Source organism: Rouxiella aceris (assembly GCF_012933545.1).
GTDB lineage: Bacteria > Pseudomonadota > Gammaproteobacteria > Enterobacterales > Enterobacteriaceae > Rouxiella > Rouxiella aceris.
Genome location: NZ_JAADJU010000002.1, coordinates 41,703 through 58,228 on the forward strand (window position 1 = coordinate 41,703; position 16,526 = coordinate 58,228).

Here is a 16,526-nt window from a genome sequence, read left to right on the forward strand (position 1 = left end):
TTATGGTTAGCGATATTGCCGCCAAGGAGCCATAGCCACCATGAAATATGAACATAACCAGACCACCGCAGAGCAGGACGAACGCCGCTGGCAGGCGGTGGTGGATCGCGACAGCCAGGCGGACGGTGCTTTTGTATATGCGGTGAAAACCACCGGAATTTACTGCGCTCCCGCTTGCCCGTCGCGGATACCTAACCGGCAAAACGTCGAGTTTTTTAGCGATGGCTCGCAGGCGGAAGCCGCCGGTTATCGTCCCTGTAAACGCTGTCGTCAGGGGCGTATTTCATTGCACCAACAACAGTCTGAACAGGTTGCGCAAGCCTGTCGCCTGCTGGAGAGTAGCGAGAAAACCCCGACGCTGGCGCAGGTGGCCAGTCAGGTCGGTATGAGTGCCTTTCATTTTCACCGTGTGTTTAAATCTTTTACCGGGCTGACGCCACGGGCCTATGCGTTGGCCAAAAGGCAGCAGCGTGTGCGGGAAAATCTCACGGACCAACAGTCGGTAACCACTTCGATACTGGCTGCCGGTTATGCCTCGTCAGGCACTTTCTACGCATCTTCACCGGCCAGTCTTGGCATGACGCCACGCGCCTTCCGGGCTGGCGGGCAGGGGATGACGGTGTGGTTTGCCGTGGGGCGCTGTTCGCTGGGGGATATTCTGGTCGCCGAAAGCAGTCGCGGGATTTGTGCCATTTTACTGGGCGATGATGCGCAGGCGCTGGTGGAGTGCTTACAGGACACCTTTCCCCATGCGCAACTGCTGGCCAATAATGCCGATTTCGAACAACGTATCGCCATTATCGTTGGCTGGGTGGATGATCCCGAGAGCGGCCTCGATCTGCCGCTGGATATTCGCGGTACCGCCTTTCAGCAAAGGGTGTGGCAAGCGCTCCGGGAGATCCCCCTCGGTACCCGGCTAAGCTATGCCGAAGTGGCGGCCAAAATTGGCTCGCCGAAAGCGGTACGTGCGGTGGCCAGTGCCTGTGCCGCCAATCTGCTGGCGGTGGCTATTCCCTGCCACCGCGTAGTGAAAAGCAACGGTGCCCTGGGCGGCTACCGTTGGGGGATTGCGCGCAAGAAAAGGTTGCTTGAGCGGGAAGAAAAAAATTAATCAGCCATCGGCATAAAAGGAGTTTGATGACAACCTTGCCTGTCTGATCGAAATACCCGGGCATGGCACAGTTGGGGGCGCTCCGGCCCCCACGGCGTACTTTCCCTAATCTCGGACTTTGTCAGCGGTCTGAAAAGCTTCAAGCTTTTGTTTTTGTATCCCGTCTGCATCGAAGTTTTCTTCACCTAGCCACTGCTGGAAGGCGGTCTTAATCGCTGGCCATTCGTGGTCGAGCATGGAATACCAGCAGGTATCGCGATTAAGCCCTTTGCTGATCAATGCCTGCCGGAAGGTGCCTTCATACTGAAAACCAAAACGTCTGGCGGCCAAATTAGAGGCTTCGTTAAGGCTATGACATTTCCACTCACAGCGCCGATAGTCCAGGGTATCGAAGAGATAGCTCAGCAGCAGAAAGATCGCCTCAGTGCCAAAGCGGGAACGTTTCATCAGCGGCGACCAGTTCACCCAACCAATCTCGGCGACGCCGTTTACCGCATCAATACGCATTAGCGAGACGCCGCCAATGGCGCGCCGGGTACGTTGATCGACGACGGCGAAATAGAGCGGATCCTCCAGGCGTGAAATATGGCTGATATAGCTATTGCAGTCGGCCTGGGTAGCGGGACGATTGATGGAGAAATAGGTCCAATCGCGTTCGTCATCAATACTGTGCCAGGCCGTAAACAGGGACTCACTGTGTTTGTCACAGTCCAGAGGCTCGAGCTGGCAGTAATGACCTTCCAGTGTCCTGCGTTCAGGGCGTTTACGCGGCTGATTATTGGCAAGCTCGTCGCCCACCGGTTGCCCAAAGTGATTGATATTGGTCATCTGCTTTCTCGTCGTGCGGGTAGGAATTTCTATACAAACAGAAGAACCCCATTATCGCAACCTTTGTCCCTTCGCTGTGGCTAACCGGGGCCAGACCGCTTGCGTCGTTTTTGCGATTTTAATCACAACCTGGGTGTTTACCGCAGGCAGTTTTTAGCAGGTGTTGTATAACAAGTTAGGTTTTATTAGCCAAAACAAGCTCTTTTTCAATGTGACTTGTGTGATAACTTTTGCAGCGTTCAATGCCAACCGGCAGGGAGTCATAAATGGCAAAGCAAGATATTGAAGAAAATTATCAGCCGCATTCACCGCTTTCACGCCGTCGTTTATTGCAGTTTGGTGCTGCCAGCCTGACGCTGGGACCCAGCCTTTTATCTCCTCTGGCGCGAGCGAGTACAACAACCCCGGCAGGGGCCTCTCCCAAGATGCCGTCTGCCCCCCTGGGCAAGCAGCCAGCCATGGCCGAAGGCTGGCAGGATTTGCCGGCGATACTGGCCAGAATCAAAGCCCCTGTTTTTGCTGCCCGCGATTTTCCGCTCAGCGACTTTGGTATTCACCACCCCGAGCAGGAGGTGTCGGAAGCCATTAAACAGGCCATTGCTGCCTGTCACCAGGCGGGCGGTGGACGGGTGGTGATCCCGCCGGGTGTTTACTACACCGGTCCTATCCAGCTGAAAAGCGGTGTGAACCTGCATCTGGCCGACGGGGCGACGCTGAAATTTTCCACCGATCCGGCCAAATATCCCAATGTGCTTACCCGCTGGGAAGGGATTGAGTGTGTCAATTTCTCACCGCTGATCTATGCCTATGGTGAGCAAAATATTGCCATCACCGGTAAGGGCACTCTGGACGGTCAGGCGAGTAAAGCCAATTGGTGGGCATGGAAACAGGCCGATGGCACCCAGGTCAGGCAGTTTAACGATATGAAATCGCTGATGCAGATGGGCGAAAAAGGCACCCCGGTGGCAGAGCGGATCTTTGGATTGGGGCATTTTCTGCGGCCTAACTTTATTCAGCCCTACCACTGTAAAAATGTGTTGATTGAAGATATCAGCGTAATTAATTCGCCGATGTGGGAACTGCATCCGGTATTAAGCGAAAACGTCACCATTCGCGGCGTGCAGATCCATTCCCATGGCCCCAATAACGACGGCTGCGACCCGGAATGCTGCCGCGATGTGCTGATAGAAAACTGCGTATTTGATACCGGCGACGACTGTATCGCCATTAAGTCAGGCAAAAATAACGATGGCCGCCGGGTCAATAAGCCTGCAAGTAATATTGTGATCCGTGGCTGTAAAATGCTCGATGGGCACGGTGGTGTGGTGCTGGGCAGTGAGTGCTCGGGCAATATTTATAATGTCTTTGTTGAGGATTGCGAGATGGACAGTCCGCACCTCGACCGGGTGCTGCGCTTTAAAAATAACGCGGTGCGCGGTGGCAAACTCGAAAACGTTTTTATGCGCAATATTCGTGTCGGACAAGTCAGCGAAGCCATATTAACCATCGATTTTTTGTATGAAGAGGGCGAAAAAGGGCCATATAAACCGGTAGTGCGTAACGTCAATATCGACAATGTGATCAGCCGCGCCAGCCCACGGGTTATGTATATCGTGTCTTTTAAAGGCGCGGAGATCGACGGCATAAACTTTGCCAACTCGACCTTTAGCGGTATTGAGTCCAGCGAGGTGATGGCGACCACTGGCACGGTGTCGTTTCGCAATGTGGTGATTGAGCCAAAAAATAAACCCCAGGGGCTGAATTCTCGTCTGCCCAGTCAGGGCTGGTAGCGTGTCCTTTGTGCCGGGGAGATCGCATAATTTTATTTCCCTGGCCGCCGCTCCTTCGATAAAGTGAATTCAACTGACTGCGGATGAATTCCTGAGGGCTATAATGCAACAACTGGATAAAATCGTTAATTTTTCGACTAACCCAATTCTCGACGCCGATTTTCTGACGCAGTGTAAACAGCGGTTGGATGAGAAGGGCGCACTGGTTTTACATAATTTCCTCAATGCCGAGGCGCTCGCCGCCATTAAGCAGGAAGGGGACGATAATCGTCACTTGGCTTATTACACCAGCAGTAATCACAATGTTTATTTGCTGAAACCCGATGACACGCTGCCCATGACCCATCCGCGCAACCGGCAGATTGTCTCTTCCAAGGGCTGTATCACCGATGAAGAGATCCCCGCCGAGTCGGCATTGCGCGCCCTGTATGACGCGCCGGCATTCCGAGCATTTCTCTGCGCGGTGCTGGGTGAACAGCAGCTCTATCCCTATGCCGATAAACTTTCTTCTATCAATCTGCATTACGCCAGCGCTGGCCAGGAGCTGGGCTGGCACTTTGACAACTCTTCCTTTGCCATTACCCTGCTGATCCAAAAGCCTCAGGACGGCGGCGTATTTGAATATGTCGAAAATCTGCGGGATGCCGATAAAGGCGAAATGAATTTTGCTGGCGTCGAGCAATTGCTTGAACAACAAATTACCCCGAAAAAGCTGGCGATTGAACCCGGCGATCTGGTGTTGTTTCGCGGGCGTAATGCCATCCACCGGGTGACACCTACCCAGGGGGATACCACCCGTATGCTGGTGGTTTTGGCCTATAATTCACAGCCGGATATCGCCTTGTCAGAAACCGCCAGAATGACCTTTTACGGACGTATCTGACGGTTATTGCACGCCCCTCTGATCAGGGGCGTAGCATTTTACAGCGAGGAGAGTGCGTTAAAGGCACGACTGAAAATTTGCTGACTACGCAGCTTAACCAATTGCTGCCAGTCTTTATCCTGCGGATAGAAGCCTTCAAATAGCTCCCCTTTGATTCTTTTGCCCTGCGTACTTTGCGGATCGCCATACAGATGCAGCCAGTGATCGTCGCGAACCAGATGATGCATGGTTTCACTGTCGTAGGTGCCACATTCAATGACTAACTGGATCAGGCGGGTCTGCGGCAGATTATCCAGCATAAACTGCGAAAGATAGCCGGTTGCCGTGGCGGTAACGCCGGTATCGCTACCGATATTTTTTCCGGTGATCAGCACATATAACCAGGGGCCAAAAATATCCCGCGCCTGCTGCAGCATCGGATAGGCTTGCCGGGCGATAGCCATCAGCATTGGATGACCATAAGCGCCAGCGCCGGTGTGCAGATCAAAGCTGATCATCGCCTGGGCATGGGACAGGTGGTGGGCAATGATTTTGCCCAGCGTCAGGTTAGACCAGCTGGCCTGCTGACCGCCAAAGAAAATTCCGTCGGCATAATGGTATTGGCCGGCTTCGACGATTTTTTTCACCTCGCCCCAGCCTGAACCTGAACCCTGTGCATAGTTATCGATAATATCGTCGGCAGCTGCACGCTGCGGGCCGTTAAGATCCTGACTGAGATAAATATCGTGCAATGCATGATAATGCGCATTATCGGGCAACGGTTGGCTAAAATCGACGAAGTTGCGATTCAGATCCATATTGTCTTCGTTTACCCGCCGCAGATGCGCGGTACCCCAGGGATTGATCAAATGGATCATTACTACGGCGGTGTCCGCAGGCAGGGCGTTGGCGTGATTGACCTTCAGCCAGTCAATCTGGCATTGCGAACCATAATAGCCTTCGACGCCATGCGTGCCCGAGACCACCACCAGCAATCGCGGGGATAGCGGGTTACCGAGCACGGCAACATCGGTCGCCAGTGTTTCGCCGTTGGGGCCAGCCAGGGGATGGGGATAGCTGGTTACTCTGGCTCCCGCCTGTTGTGCCGCAGAAAGAAAATCTTCACGTTGCTCGGTAAAGTCAGGTAGCTGAACGTAGCCTTGCAGCATCCTTATCTCCTCGTTTAGGGGCTTTGCCCATCGGCCAGGCGTAACCTGGCCGGCGGCAATCAGGGTTTTTTATTATAAACTTCGAAGCTGAAATATTTTTTCTCAATCTTCTCGAAGGTGCCATTTTGGTGGATAGCCGCCAGCGCCTTGTTGATCATATCAACATGCTCCTTATCCCCTTTGCGCAGCCCGATGGCGGTGCCTACGCCGAGATAGCGAGGGTCGTCGATCATCTCGCCACTAAAGGCAAAGTCTTTGCCTGCTGCTGTATCGAGGAAACCCGATTGCGCAGCGGCGGCGTTGGTCAGAGAGGCGTCTACCCGACCGGTTTGCAGATCCTGATTGACCAGATCCTGGTTCTGATAAGAAACCACATTCACCCCTTTGCTGCGCCACAGTGCCTGGGCGTAGGCTTCCTGAATGGTGCCTTGCGCCACACCAATGTTTTTACCTTTCAGGCCGTCAGCCGTTGGCAACAATCCGCTGCCCTTTTTGGCGATCAACACACTTGGGATATGGTAAAGCATGTCTGAAAAATCAACCTGAGCCTGACGTTTCGGTGTCACCGACATGGCGGATAACACCGCATCGAATTTCTTGGCATCCAGCGCCGGGATAATGCTGTCGAACCCGGTTTCGACCCAGACACACTTCATCTTCAATTCCTGGCAGATGGCATTGCCCAGGTCGACGTCAAAACCCACCAGGCTGCCATCGGCGGCTTTGGTTTCAAAGGGGGCAAACGTTGGATCCACCCCAAAGCGCAATACCGCGTCGGCATTGGCCAGCGAGCTAAAAGAGGCCAGAGCCAGTAAGGTGACTAACGCGCTTTTTTTCATTAAAAGATCCTCGAGAGAAACAGATAGCTTAGGTAAGCAAGATACGTACCATTTTTATTGATTCACTTTGAGAATACCCCAGCAAACCAGGGATCTAAATATGCGTATTAAAAACAGTTTATTGCTCCGGCAGGGAGTGATAGAACAAGAAGAATATAAGGTTGGGGAGCATGTGCAGGGCGGCTTTCTCTGCACGGGTGGGACGGTTCCTGGCAATAAACGTCTTTATCTTTAGTGACTGAGGGGAGGGGACAATGAAAATCAGCATCGCTAAAAAAGAAGATGCGCAGGGGTTATGGCGCTTACGTAACCAGGCATTACGTTATGGATGCTGTGAGGTTTTTGATGCTAAAACTCTGCAAGCTTTTACCCCCGAAACTATGCCCGCCGGTATGTTCAAGGTTATTGAAGAAAATCAGGTCTACCTCATTGCCGCACCTGCGGGGGATACACCTTGTGCCTGTGGCTATCTGGATTTGATTACCGGTAACGTCGAGGCCATTTTTACCTTGCCGGCCTACCAGGGGCGTGGGCTGGCATCGACTATTATCGCCGCCATCAAACAGCAGGCCAAAAGCCAGGGGATAAACCAATTGACCCTGTCTTCTACACCCAATGCGGTAGGATTTTACCAAAAACAGGGATTTAGCATTGTCAGCAATGGCAAATATTTCTCATCTTCAACCCAAAGCTATCTCGACTGTGTGGAGATGATTTGGCTGAGAGAGGGCGAAAGTGCCAGTGATCTCCTATAGTCTTTAGCGCAATAGGCAAGTACGTAAAATCTGATAGAAATAAATTCATCGTCTTAGCGTTTTCAACGCGTTGCTCGATTGCCTTTTAATAGGCCCCGTGTACGATAAGTGGATAGAAGACCGCACGATAAGGAGTAGGGAATGGCTGCAAAACGTGAAGAAGAAAAAGTGTCTTGGGAACAAGTGATGAGTATGGCTAACCCTGCGGCCAAATGTACTTTTGAGAGTGACAATGTCGGCATGGGGTTTATATGGGAATGGGATGCCAAGGTGTATCAAATTTTCATCGCCAACAACCAGAGCGATAATCTGACCATTCTGAGAAAGCTTTTTAATTCTGCGCTGATCATGGCAAAAATGTGATATTCACCGCTCTGGAGAACGGTGTTTTACCCATAGGCGATACGGTCTGGTCAGTTCGAATACATATGAAGGTATTTACGCCGCCTGTTTTTTCCGGCATGTGGTGGCGTTTACCCTCCTTACCACAGTGTTGTCTATGATGCTTGCAGGCTCAGGCTATATAACTTTAAGCACCCTGACTGACCTGTGAGAATGTCATTTTCCTATAGTTTTTCTCTTAATCTGAAAGGACCTTGCCCGCACTTGTGGCAATCTTTATGGCATGATGATTAAAATGGATTTTAAACATGTCAAAGGCAATTTCGGGGGGCACCGCACAGCAACCTGCGTTCTATCTCTATGATGAAAAAAATAAAATTGATAAAGCTTCTTCACAGCCTGCTGTAGAGGTGCCTGCAGTTAAAGTTGACTACGACCAGCCAAATGAATGCACGGTGCTAAGAGGTTTTGGCATCAGGGGGTTGTCTGTTTTTTCCGATGAGAATGGCCATATCAGGGTTGTTTTAGAAAAAAACTCGCCTTTGCATAGATTAGTATTTAGCGGTGGGGGCGCTAAGGGATATTCATACCCTGGTGCTATTTCTGCACTGGAAGACGTAGGCGCTTTAGCTGATATTCGCGAAGTCAGAGGAACCTCGGCGGGGTCTATCCTCGCTTTGGCCGTGGCCACAGGGATGTCTGCCGATGATATTACCCAAGAAGTTTTCAACTTGACCAGTAAAGTTATTCTTGGCAGCAAGTCGGCGCGTAACAGCTCGCTAGGGGCTTCCTTATTGCGAATAATGACGGGGGGATATGTTTTTAGCACCTATGAGAAACTGGAAAATTTTTTGGCTGAAATGGCTAAAAAGAGTGTCTTGAAATGCATTAATAAATTTCTGGATGAAAATATGCAGATCCCTGATGCGGTGAAAGATATTCATGAAAAACTCAATTCTCCGCTAGGACGTGTCAGTTTTCAAGATTTGGCTCAGTTGCAGGATCATGGCGTCCGCGGGGTTAAGCGACTCGTTATTAATACCACCTCGGGTAAGGATGGGCTTCGGCTATACAATAGCGACAGTCCAGGATGTCGGGAACAGGATATCGCGCGTATCTCCGCAACGTCGAGTGCCATAACCGCTGACAGGCATGATACCAATAATAAAAACGAAGCCGACGGCGGTTATGTCTTAAACATGCTCTCCCCGCGTTTTATGGAACCGCTGATGGGTTATGGCAATAAAATGTTTGAGGATACGAGTATTTCTATACGAGTCGGCGAGCCGCTAATAAATCCATTAGCCACACGCGACGCAACAGAAAATTTTCTCGCTAAAAATATAACCGGCTCGAAACAAAATAGCTATCCTGTAGGTTACGTCAACGAAAAAACCATTGAATTAATGGCGAGTAATAATATCGTTAATATTAATTCCTTCGTCAATGGCAAGGATTATAGTGGTTTTATCAGCGGAACGTTGAATTTCAATATGTCCGAAAAAATAAGACAGCAATTACAGGCAAATGCCTATCAAAATACCTTGGAATATTTAAGTTCGCGCGCACAAATCAAGCCCGAGTATCATTTTTCATCAATGCATGAATTTTTATTGAATATGCCAGAAGAGCTGTTTACTGAAGTCTGCTCAAATGAAGAGTCCTGCCGAGATATTGGCTGTGAACTCCTTGATAACGTGATGGAACTACGTCTGAGTGCGCGCAATGCGATTACAGAAGCGAGTAAATCTTTACATGTCAAGAATACTCATCACAATATCAGCGTGTTGAAAAAATTGAGCCATGAACTTGATGCATTACTCCCTTCCGGCAATGATTCTCAAAAAGAACAGGAGAAAGCACAAGCCATTGCGCAATTGCTGATTTCACAGAATGATCATTCTCTGGCCGCCGCACTTCGCACCAATCAGGACAATACCAATCTTGGTGGGACAGTGGTAGATATTGCCATAAAGCATTTTAAAGTTATTGATCTTGAGTTGGAGGCTGATCGGGTTATCAGAGATAAAATATACCCATTAATTGAAAAAGCAGTGAAGAAAAAGAATATGTCACTTCTCGCAGAATTAGAAAAGTTAAAGAGTGTGCTATCTGCCCCGATCGATTCTCCCTGTATACTGAGAATTGTCAAAGATCAACTGATTAATATACAAAATACCACTAAACCAAAGCCAACCGCGCAAAGTCTGGTTCAACCATATAGCCAAGTACAGATGAATGCAGCAATTTTGGCGCAATTGAAAGCTTAGCAGGTGTTTTTGCGGCACTAAGCAGAGAGCGTGCTATAAATACTCGAGTGTTAACGATACCGCTTGTTAAGCGATTTTTTGCATTGGTTACAACATACGGATATCCATCCGTTGGTTGCAAGTTGTGTTTTTCATTATGAATTTGAATTTATTCACCCATTCGCTGATGGCAACGGAAGAATGGGCCGTCTGTGGCAAAGGTTAATTCTTAGTGAATGGCGAGCAGAGCTGGCATGGTTGCCGGTAGAAACCTTAATCCACAACCAACAGCAGGAGTATTACCGCGTACTCGGTGAGTGCGACCGGGTTAGTGACTGCAGTGCATTTATCAGCTTTATGCTGGATAAATTGCGTGAAGCATTAGCCGAAGGGCTTGCAGGGAAAGCATTTGCCTACGACAAACTGTCGGAAGAAATGTCGGAAGAAAACCGAGCCAAGTTAAGTAAGACGGCGCAAAATATTCTGGGTTTATTGGCCGACAAACCGATGCTAACCATTGCTCAGCTTGCGACAGAACTGGTTATCAGCTCGCGGACCATTGAGCGACATCTAAAAGTATTGCCGGATAATCAAAAAATCAAGCGTATAGGCGCGACCAAGAATGGCCGTTGGCGGGTGGTTTGAGAGTGTCTTCTTCTGTCAGTTCCCATAACTTAACTGCACTCGGTTAGTAACCTATAACTGCTTAAGAGTAAATATTTATGTCATCGATGCTTATCAGTGGTTAATTTCGTTCTTTTATCACGTTCTATGGCATTTTTTAGCTAAATGTCTATGAAAATTTGATATAAATTTAGAGTTCTGTGTGCGAAGTTAGTCGTGGGGATTGACCCTTAAAAAAAAGTTATAGTACTATCAAAAATGCAGCTTTGTATGGTTTTTAGCATGTTAAATATATTCTATATGCCGAACTGACGGTATAGTGATACATTACTTAAAATATTTTTATGGGGTATTTAATGTCTGACATACATTCTTGGTTGATGGAAAATACAGAAAAAAATAGTTATTTATTCATAAAGCGACTATCGGCAAACGACACCGGAGCAACAGGGGGGCATCAGGTCGGAATTTATATACCATTTAAAGTCGTTGACAAACTTTTTCCCTCAATTAACCATATTCGTGAAAAAAATCCTGATGTTTTTATAAATGCTCATTTTTCCTCCCACCAATGTTCTAATTCTACCCCAAGAGCAATTTACTACAACAGTAAGTTCTTTGGCGGGACAAGAAATGAGAAACGAATAACCAGATGGGGAGGTAGTCCTCTCCAGGATCCCGAAAATACTGGCACTATTGCGATTTTGGCTTTTGATTTAATTGAAGGCAGTGATGCTAGTCAGGTCGACGTCTGGGTATGTAAAAATTCAGCTGAGGAAGATATCGTTGAATCCATACTTGGTGAGATTATCCCGGGAAATTATTTACATGGAAACGCTAATACAATCCTCGGAGGTTATGCACCCGTTAAAGATCTTCCAAATGTTAAATATAAAATTCCGGATTTGTGGAAAGAAAAGTTCCCCTCTGGGAAGGATATTATTATTTATGCTGCCGATTACTATAATAAGGGTAATGCCGATCCTGATATGCAACTTCTTGACAGGCGGCGTGTAGAATATGAAATTTTCCTCTTGGTTGAGGAAATAAATGTCCTGGATAAAATTCGTAAAGGCTTTGAAACAGTTAATGAATTTATTGAAATGGCAAATTCTGTTAGTAACCGTAGGAAATCTCGTGCAGGGAAGTCGCTTGAGATACACCTGGAAAAACTATTTACTGAACATGGGCTGCGGCATTTTGCTACTCAGGCTGTGACCGAAGGTAATAAAAAACCAGATTTTCTTTTCCCTTCAGCCGTAGCTTATCAGAACAACAATTTTCCAGACGAAAACCTCAGAATGCTTGCAGTGAAAACAACCTGTAAAGACCGCTGGAGACAAATTCTCAACGAGGCCGACAGAATAGGTAATATTCATTTATTTACTCTCCAGGAAGGGGTTTCAGTAGCACAATTTCGGGAAATGCAGCAAGAGCAAGTCAAACTTGTAGTGCCCGCAGCATTGCATGAGAAGTATCCTAAAGCAATCCGAGATGAGCTTATGACTCTTGGTGAGTTTATATCCGAACTATCTGAATTATATAAAGATATATAATCAAATTCACCAGGCTGGTTAAGTCAGACTGGATTTTTAAAACAGGGAAAGCTTTCGATTGCTATCAATAAGTCTAAATGGCTTTCCCAATATCCAGAATATGTATACCATGAGTATCTATCTCTGCCGATGAATTACTCGAAAAAATCCACTCTTCAACTCTTGCTGATAATTCTTCTCGTGATAGTTTTAGTCTGCCTTTGACAGCACACTCCCAAATAATTAATATGCTCCATCCATTATTAATCAATTTTTCATTCACTATTCGATCTCTTTCAATATTACTTTTAATTTTGTTCAGCCAAAAATCGGTACGAGTAGCTGGTAATTTGAAAAGGTAACAATTATGGTGATGCCAAAAGCATCCATGAGTGAATATAATTTTTTGGTGAGAGCTTATAACGAAATCGGGCCTTCCTGGCAGATCTTTTACTTGAATAAGATAGTCGAATCCTAACTCTGATAATACATCAGATATAGTATTTTCGATGGCTGTGCCATAAGTCCGTATCGCTTTCATGTTCTTGCTGCGAGTGGCAGGGTTATGGACGTCAGCCATACTAGTTACGCAACCTTTTTCTTTTTATCTTGCTCAATAGCTTTAGCAATATAAGGTTCAAGAAGTTTTGCTACTGCTGCAAATACTGGAACAACTACAGAGTTTCCAAACTGACGGTATGCCTGAGTATCTGATACCGGAATTCGGAATTGAGTGCCTGTTGGTGACTCGAATCCCATCAGCCGAGCACATTCTCGAGGAGTTAATCTTCTTGGACGATTTTCCTGATTATTCTTATCATCAAAATCTATTTCTCCCAAATTCATATCCCATCCACGGTCTATAAGTATTTCAGACCCATCTTTGTGGTATCTGGCAGATAAAGTTCGTGCAACACTCTCAGGGTTTTCAGGATAAACCATGCCGAAACCAAAGCCATTACCCTTAGCTTGGTGTTTTTTTGCATAATTATATAAGTATTTCCATAATAATGGAGAGAGTATGTATTTATTTTCTACTTTTTCATCCAGAATTTCATGAATTGTTGGTCGGCGAGACGGGTAGCTATTTTTTATATTTCGTAAAGTGAATCCCTTATCAATGTTAAGGTCTCGGCGAAATCCGACTAAAACAATTCGCTCACGATGTTGAGGCAGGAAATGTTTTCCGTCAATAACTTTGGGGTCATCAGAACCAATGTGTTCAGCATCGGAAACAATATAGCCTAATTCATCGAGTGTATTCATAATTACACGAAACGTATTTCCTTTATCATGGCTTTTAAGGTTTTTTACGTTTTCTAGTAAAAAAATAGCAGGTTTTTTAGATGCAATAATCCTGGCTACATCAAAGAACAAAGTACCTTGTGTCTCACATTCAAACCCATGAGCTCTACCCAAAGAGTTCTTTTTTGATACACCTGCAAGGGAAAAAGGTTGGCAAGGAAAACCTGCTAACAAAACATCATGATCAGGAATCTCACGATCAATATTATCGTATGCTTCTTGTTCACTTATTTTATCATTATCACTTAGCGTTATTTCTCGAATATCAGAGTTGAACTTGTGGTTTTGTGAGTCACAGTACCAGTTTGCCTTATAAGTGCGCACAGCATCCTTGTTCCATTCACTGGTAAAAACGCACTGGCCACCGATGTCTTCAAATCCTTTTCTAATCCCACCGATACCTGCGAAAAGATCGATAAATCGGAAATTATAGTTCGGATGGTTTTTCGGTGGTTCAGGCAAAAGCCGGTTCAGCATCTTCACTTCAAGTGCTGTAAATGGTTTCTGTGCGGTTTTACCGTTCAGCCAGCGGTTTAGTGTTTCACGAGTCCAGTCGTTGTGGCTAACTGCGCGCAGAGCCTCGGCAACATACTTTTGATCATAGATTTCAACGAGTTTTTTGATTAACGCTTTATCTTCTTCTAGCTTATTTTGCTGATCTTTTTCGTTCTGAGCGATCAGGTTTTGGGCAAGTAACTCTAACTCGTTCATGTGCGATGCCATTTCCATAAGGGATTTTCTAGTGATAGTTTATCACTAACTTAACCCAGAATAAAGGTCAAGTAACTGTATACATAAACAGTTATTTCTGGGTTTTAATACATTCTGAAGTGTGTTGATAAAATTGAGGGGGAGTCCTCGTAAGTATTGATGTAGGGGGACAACGATGTTGCCAACAGGGCGGTTGCATACCAAGGGGATGTGACCTCTAGTTTCAGTGCCTTGGTCAACCCCCCTTAAACAATGTACAACATTTACGCGAATTATTGAGGGTGAAAGCGTCAGCCTCCTACATCTCTGCTGAATAAGGTGCTCTCCAAAAATGAAAAGCACCTTGCTTTCCTGGGTGATATTCAATATTCACTCAGTGTGATAACTGCCTGTCAATCATAGTATTCAGGTGCGTGCCTGAAGGTTTTCCAGGCATCGGGGTCATGGCCTGTCACTACTTGTGCATTTGTCCGGCTCGCTAACATGCGCATTTTTTGCACTGAATGCACTACCTCAACGGCTGAAGACATAAATCCTGGCAGCGCTTTCTCTTCCCAGTGATCCGTTGTATAGGCTGCATCAATCGTCAGCAGCATCGGACCTGAATTAGGTAAGTTGACCAGGATTGATTGATGCCCAGGCGAATGGCCGGGAGTAAACACCGTTTTCAGTGTTCCATCGCCATAGATATCATAGAAATCATTGCTTTCACCCTCCAGAAATTCCCATTTCAGGCCCGGCCGGTCAAAGTCGTTTCTAATATACCCTCCCGCAGCAAACCAGTCAGGAGTAAAGGCGTACTCATACTCCCTGCGTTGAACGATGTGTATCGCATTGGGGAATCGGCCAATCGCACCGGTATGATCGAGATGCAAGTGTGACTGTAAGACGTAGCGAATATCTTCGGGATTGATCCCCATACTTTTTAGCTGCGCGACACAGCCCTGATCTTCATTCATCACCGGCCAATAAACCTCGGTGATCCCTCCCCAATACCCTTTAGGATCGGTGGCGGTTTCAACGGCATTACCGCCATCAATCAGCGTATGTCCATTAGGGTGAGTCAGCAGGAAAAACGGAACGGGGATTTCATAATCAGCCCCGTTTCCCTGATTCATTTTGATATTGTGAACTTTGCACTTCAGCGAGCCGGTTTGAAACATATATAGGCGAATATCGGTCATTTTATTATGTCCTTTCACGTTTCACTTCGTAGGGTGTTGGCGAGATGATTAAAAGGCTTGCTGATAAAGCGCCAAAGCGTCAGCCTCTTTTACCTCGACTGGATTATTGGTCAGAAGACGGGTCTGTTTCATCGCATCTGAAGCCAGCAAGGCCAGCGTATCCTCTTTCACCCCGACGTCGCGTAACCGTCTCGGCGCACCGCTTTCATCCATGATGCTGATCATTGCATCAATAAACGCGTTGCAACGCGTCGGTATATCTCCTTTTTTTCCCACATTGAGTACGTCGGCAAGTTCCGCATATAAAGGTGCCGCCACTTTGGCGTTGTAACGCAATACCACACCCAGCATCAGTGCATTCGAGAGGCCGTGAGGAATGTGATAATGACCGCCGAGCGGATAGGCCAGCGCATGTACCGCCGCGACCGGTGAATTGGCGAAAGCCTGACCGGCGAGTGTTGCACCTAATAGAATGGATTCGCGGGCTTGTCGGTTCGAACCGTCATGACAGGCCGTGACCAGATGTTGTGAGATCAGGCGTAAAGCTTCCCGGGCTAATGCATCAGATAACGGATTTTTTTTGTGCTTACTGGTGTAAGACTCGATGGCATGTACCATCGCATCAATACCCGTCGCCGCGGTATGTGTCGCAGGCAGTCCAACGGTAAGCTCCGCATCCAGCAGAACAAAGTCGCAATAGAGCTGGCGGGAAACCACGCCCATTTTGGTTGTTTCACCGGTGGTAAGAATCGCAATATTGGTCACTTCCGACCCCGTACCCGCCGTCGTTGGAATTTGCACCAGCGGTAATCGTTCGCCCAAAACATTATCAATACCGTATAACCCACTGAGCTCCTGTTCCGACTGCGCCAGTATCGCCGTGAGCTTTGCCACATCCAGCGAGGAACCACCACCAAGCCCAATCACAATATCGATGTGCTTGTCCCGTGCGATACGTGCGGCTTCAAGGACAATGGCTTCCGGTGGGTCGGCGATAACCTGGTCGAAAACCACGACATCGAAACCGCTGTCGTGCAGATTTTTTTCGATCGGCTTTAGCAAACCGGCTTTGACTAATCCCCCATCCGTTACGATCAGTGCTTTACGGGCAGTAAAACGCGGTGACAGGATCTCCCCGAGGCGCTGTGCGCCTGACCATTCCACTAGCATCGATGGCACTGTTCTAAATTCAAAGGGTTGCATAGCATCTGACATAATACTT

General features: G+C 47.4%; 15 protein-coding genes. 8 read left to right on the forward strand and 7 right to left on the reverse strand.

From position 1 onward, the window contains the following. The first annotated feature begins 40 nt into the window (after nucleotides 1–40). The gene (gene ada, locus GW590_RS03785; protein WP_169401702.1) at nucleotides 41–1,111 is read left to right on the forward strand and encodes a bifunctional DNA-binding transcriptional regulator/O6-methylguanine-DNA methyltransferase Ada; all 1,071 of its coding nucleotides are present in this window, start codon (nucleotides 41–43) and stop codon (nucleotides 1,109–1,111) included. A gap of 105 nt (nucleotides 1,112–1,216) precedes the next feature. Here the strand turns inward: ada and GW590_RS03790 are convergent, their stop codons facing one another. After that, entirely contained in the window at nucleotides 1,217–1,939 is a 723-nt protein-coding gene (locus GW590_RS03790; RefSeq protein ID WP_169401703.1) for a GNAT family N-acetyltransferase, read from the reverse strand. Nucleotides 1,940–2,205: 266 nt separating this feature from the next. Here GW590_RS03790 and GW590_RS03795 point away from each other — a divergent pair, with 266 nt between their 5' ends. Together GW590_RS03795 and GW590_RS03800 are read left to right on the forward strand one after the other, a co-directional pair. After that, nucleotides 2,206–3,729 carry a glycoside hydrolase family 28 protein gene (locus GW590_RS03795; RefSeq protein ID WP_211186628.1) on the forward strand — a complete coding sequence of 508 codons (1,524 nt, stop codon included), beginning with the start codon at nucleotides 2,206–2,208 and terminating at the stop codon, nucleotides 3,727–3,729. A 103-nt stretch (nucleotides 3,730–3,832) separates the two neighbouring features. Next, on the forward strand, nucleotides 3,833–4,612 hold the full coding sequence (locus GW590_RS03800) for a HalD/BesD family halogenase (protein ID WP_169401704.1): 780 nt from the start codon (nucleotides 3,833–3,835) through the stop codon (nucleotides 4,610–4,612). A 38-nt stretch (nucleotides 4,613–4,650) separates the two neighbouring features. Here the strand turns inward: GW590_RS03800 and GW590_RS03805 are convergent, their stop codons facing one another. Both GW590_RS03805 and GW590_RS03810 read right to left on the reverse strand, forming a co-directional pair. Beyond that, a complete protein-coding gene (locus GW590_RS03805) occupies nucleotides 4,651–5,760 on the reverse strand; it encodes a DUF2817 domain-containing protein (protein WP_169401705.1) in 1,110 nt (369 codons plus the stop codon). 59 nt (nucleotides 5,761–5,819) lie between these two features. Beyond that, entirely contained in the window at nucleotides 5,820–6,599 is a 780-nt protein-coding gene (locus GW590_RS03810; RefSeq protein WP_169401706.1) for an ABC transporter substrate-binding protein, read from the reverse strand. A gap of 254 nt (nucleotides 6,600–6,853) precedes the next feature. Here GW590_RS03810 and GW590_RS03815 point away from each other — a divergent pair, with 254 nt between their 5' ends. The 5 genes from GW590_RS03815 to GW590_RS03835 all read left to right on the forward strand — a co-directional run bounded on the left by GW590_RS03815 (nucleotide 6,854) and on the right by GW590_RS03835 (nucleotide 12,125). Beyond that, on the forward strand, nucleotides 6,854–7,354 hold the full coding sequence (locus tag GW590_RS03815) for a GNAT family N-acetyltransferase (RefSeq protein ID WP_169401707.1): 501 nt from the start codon (nucleotides 6,854–6,856) through the stop codon (nucleotides 7,352–7,354). Between the two features lie 141 nt (nucleotides 7,355–7,495). Then, nucleotides 7,496–7,717 carry a hypothetical protein gene (locus tag GW590_RS03820; protein ID WP_169401708.1) on the forward strand — a complete coding sequence of 74 codons (222 nt, stop codon included), beginning with the start codon at nucleotides 7,496–7,498 and terminating at the stop codon, nucleotides 7,715–7,717. Between the two features lie 287 nt (nucleotides 7,718–8,004). Beyond that, on the forward strand, nucleotides 8,005–9,966 hold the full coding sequence (locus GW590_RS03825; RefSeq protein WP_169401709.1) for a patatin-like phospholipase family protein: 1,962 nt from the start codon (nucleotides 8,005–8,007) through the stop codon (nucleotides 9,964–9,966). 78 nt (nucleotides 9,967–10,044) lie between these two features. Beyond that, nucleotides 10,045–10,590 (forward strand): Fic family protein, encoded by a 546-nt coding sequence (locus tag GW590_RS03830; RefSeq protein ID WP_328803045.1) that lies wholly within the window; start codon nucleotides 10,045–10,047, stop codon nucleotides 10,588–10,590. A 335-nt stretch (nucleotides 10,591–10,925) separates the two neighbouring features. Further along, the gene (locus GW590_RS03835; protein WP_169401711.1) at nucleotides 10,926–12,125 is read left to right on the forward strand and encodes a type II restriction endonuclease; all 1,200 of its coding nucleotides are present in this window, start codon (nucleotides 10,926–10,928) and stop codon (nucleotides 12,123–12,125) included. A gap of 73 nt (nucleotides 12,126–12,198) precedes the next feature. Here the strand turns inward: GW590_RS03835 and GW590_RS03840 are convergent, their stop codons facing one another. The 4 genes from GW590_RS03840 to GW590_RS03855 all read right to left on the reverse strand — a co-directional run bounded on the left by GW590_RS03840 (nucleotide 12,199) and on the right by GW590_RS03855 (nucleotide 16,519). Next, nucleotides 12,199–12,684: a very short patch repair endonuclease gene (locus tag GW590_RS03840; RefSeq protein WP_169401712.1), complete on the reverse strand. Its 486-nt coding sequence runs from the start codon at nucleotides 12,682–12,684 to the stop codon at nucleotides 12,199–12,201. Between the two features lie 5 nt (nucleotides 12,685–12,689). Further along, complete coding sequence (locus GW590_RS03845) at nucleotides 12,690–14,120, reverse strand: DNA cytosine methyltransferase (protein WP_169401713.1); 1,431 nt, start codon at nucleotides 14,118–14,120, stop codon at nucleotides 12,690–12,692. Nucleotides 14,121–14,512: 392 nt separating this feature from the next. Continuing rightward, nucleotides 14,513–15,304: an AttM family quorum-quenching N-acyl homoserine lactonase gene (attM, locus tag GW590_RS03850; RefSeq protein WP_211186629.1), complete on the reverse strand. Its 792-nt coding sequence runs from the start codon at nucleotides 15,302–15,304 to the stop codon at nucleotides 14,513–14,515. A gap of 48 nt (nucleotides 15,305–15,352) precedes the next feature. Beyond that, on the reverse strand, nucleotides 15,353–16,519 hold the full coding sequence (locus GW590_RS03855; RefSeq protein WP_211186630.1) for an iron-containing alcohol dehydrogenase: 1,167 nt from the start codon (nucleotides 16,517–16,519) through the stop codon (nucleotides 15,353–15,355). Between the last annotated feature and the right edge of the window lie 7 nt (nucleotides 16,520–16,526).

Coding starts and splice junctions, on each gene's coding strand:
- ada (WP_169401702.1), top strand. CDS start 41: ATGAAATATGAACATAACCAGACCACCGCAGAGCAGGACGAACGCCGC.
- GW590_RS03790 (WP_169401703.1), bottom strand. CDS start 1,939: ATGACCAATATCAATCACTTTGGGCAACCGGTGGGCGACGAGCTTGCC.
- GW590_RS03795 (WP_211186628.1), top strand. CDS start 2,206: ATGGCAAAGCAAGATATTGAAGAAAATTATCAGCCGCATTCACCGCTT.
- GW590_RS03800 (WP_169401704.1), top strand. CDS start 3,833: ATGCAACAACTGGATAAAATCGTTAATTTTTCGACTAACCCAATTCTC.
- GW590_RS03805 (WP_169401705.1), bottom strand. CDS start 5,760: ATGCTGCAAGGCTACGTTCAGCTACCTGACTTTACCGAGCAACGTGAA.
- GW590_RS03810 (WP_169401706.1), bottom strand. CDS start 6,599: ATGAAAAAAAGCGCGTTAGTCACCTTACTGGCTCTGGCCTCTTTTAGC.
- GW590_RS03815 (WP_169401707.1), top strand. CDS start 6,854: ATGAAAATCAGCATCGCTAAAAAAGAAGATGCGCAGGGGTTATGGCGC.
- GW590_RS03820 (WP_169401708.1), top strand. CDS start 7,496: ATGGCTGCAAAACGTGAAGAAGAAAAAGTGTCTTGGGAACAAGTGATG.
- GW590_RS03825 (WP_169401709.1), top strand. CDS start 8,005: ATGTCAAAGGCAATTTCGGGGGGCACCGCACAGCAACCTGCGTTCTAT.
- GW590_RS03835 (WP_169401711.1), top strand. CDS start 10,926: ATGTCTGACATACATTCTTGGTTGATGGAAAATACAGAAAAAAATAGT.
- GW590_RS03840 (WP_169401712.1), bottom strand. CDS start 12,684: ATGGCTGACGTCCATAACCCTGCCACTCGCAGCAAGAACATGAAAGCG.
- GW590_RS03845 (WP_169401713.1), bottom strand. CDS start 14,120: ATGAACGAGTTAGAGTTACTTGCCCAAAACCTGATCGCTCAGAACGAA.
- attM (WP_211186629.1), bottom strand. CDS start 15,304: ATGACCGATATTCGCCTATATATGTTTCAAACCGGCTCGCTGAAGTGC.
- GW590_RS03855 (WP_211186630.1), bottom strand. CDS start 16,519: ATGTCAGATGCTATGCAACCCTTTGAATTTAGAACAGTGCCATCGATG.